Annotated in this window: 2 protein-coding genes; one reads left to right on the top strand and one right to left on the bottom strand. The window is 66.1% G+C overall.

All coding sequences use genetic code 11. The features are described from left to right. A partial coding sequence (locus PKE99_RS37480) for a glutamine amidotransferase (protein WP_271215018.1) occupies positions 1 to 549 on the bottom strand: 549 nt, incomplete at its 3' end. A 636-nt stretch (positions 550 to 1,185) separates the two neighbouring features. Between PKE99_RS37480 and PKE99_RS37485 the strand changes: the two genes are divergently transcribed. After that, entirely contained in the window at positions 1,186 to 1,404 is a 219-nt protein-coding gene (locus PKE99_RS37485) for a hypothetical protein (RefSeq protein ID WP_231498505.1), read from the top strand. Positions 1,405 to 1,514: the final 110 nt, after the last annotated feature.

The following is a 1,514-nucleotide window of genomic DNA, read 5'->3' on the forward strand; positions in this document are numbered from 1 at the left end:
CCACTCGGCCGGCGTACCACCCAGCACCGGGTGAGCCGGCTCGCACACGTCCACCTTCAGCCCATCCGACATCTCCACCCGATCATCAGTGGGCATCAGATCCACCGGCAGCACACCCGCCAGCGGACTCATCCCGTAACGCGCCTTACCGTCGATCCCGGTGAACGACAAGTACCCCCCGATCATCACCAACCCGCCCCCGCGACCCACATAGTCCGCGACCAGGCCGAGCTTGTTCGGGGACTTCTCCGACCGCAGGAACGTCTCGTCCGGCAACAGGAACGAGTTGGACCCGATATCGGAGATGACGACGACGTCGAACGCGTCGAGCGCCTCCGCCGTCCTCGGGAACGACGAGGAGATCTCGTGCCCCCGCACATAGGTCAGCTCATGCCCCGCCGCCCGCACACACTCCAAGAAGACACCAGCGCCCTCCTCGTACTCGGTGGAATGGAACTGATCAAAACCCTTCATATGGATCGTGTGCTTGATCCAGGACTCACCTGCGACCAGCACGCGCAACGGGGCGGAAGTCAGGTTCTCGGGCACGTGCCCTCCTCTTCGAGGTAAACGTTTCTGCTGAGGGCGACCTGCCGCCCAGTTCGCGGACCCCTACCGCCTGAAAGTAGCCAGATCCAGGAGAACTGACAAGGGCTAGGAACGTTTCCATACGACAGGCAGAGGTCGAGCGGCTGAACGATGTGCCCTCGGGGGTGCGGCCGGGGCTCACGGACCGGACGGCCCGTCGGGAGGCTCGCTGGCGGCCCCTACCGCAACCGCTACCGGATGGCGTGCGGGCCTGCCGAGCGAGCAAACGGGCCGGCAGTCCCCCTCGGCACCCTGGGGACCCCGGACGCGCAGCCCCAGCGGCCTGCCGCGTGCTTCAGTCACCGCTGAGGATCCCGCGTACCGATCACTTGGGCGTTGACAAGCCGTGGAGCGGTGCCCATACTCAGGCCCCATATTTGGACGTTTGTTCAAACTGGCGCGGAGATCGGTCGCCACAGGGCGGTGAGTTCGTCAGGAAGCTCGACCCCTGTGACGGAGGCCGAAGTGGTCGCCGCGTGCAGGTCGGTTCATCGCGAAGGGTGGGATCCTCAGGTGGTCCGTACGACCAGAGAGCTGGAGCGTGCTGCTCAGGCAGTGCGTTCGGCCGTCGAGGCGCGTGCGTCAGGTGGGCCGGCCGTGGTCGCCGATGATCATGAACGCGAGAACGAGGGCGATCTGATCGCGGCGGGCGCTCTGACAACCGCGGACCGGAACGGGCGTGTCGGCGCAGGATCGAGCCCTGACTCTGAAGTCCGCTGCGACTGCGGCGCCCAGCTCGAGCACGCGCTCGCCGCGATCACCCGCGAAGGCTGTGGCGCCGTCGTCTACCTGGCAGTCGCGGGCATCGACCGGTAGGTCGAGGTGGGTGGCTCGGTCAGCGCGGTGTTCGACGGTTCCAAGCACATCTTCTGACCGGTCGGATGGCCGACCGCCTGCGGTTTAAGGAGAAGCTCATGTTGCTCGAC

It is taken from the genome of Pseudonocardia halophobica (assembly GCF_027922425.1).
Lineage (GTDB): Bacteria > Actinomycetota > Actinomycetes > Mycobacteriales > Pseudonocardiaceae > Pseudonocardia > Pseudonocardia halophobica.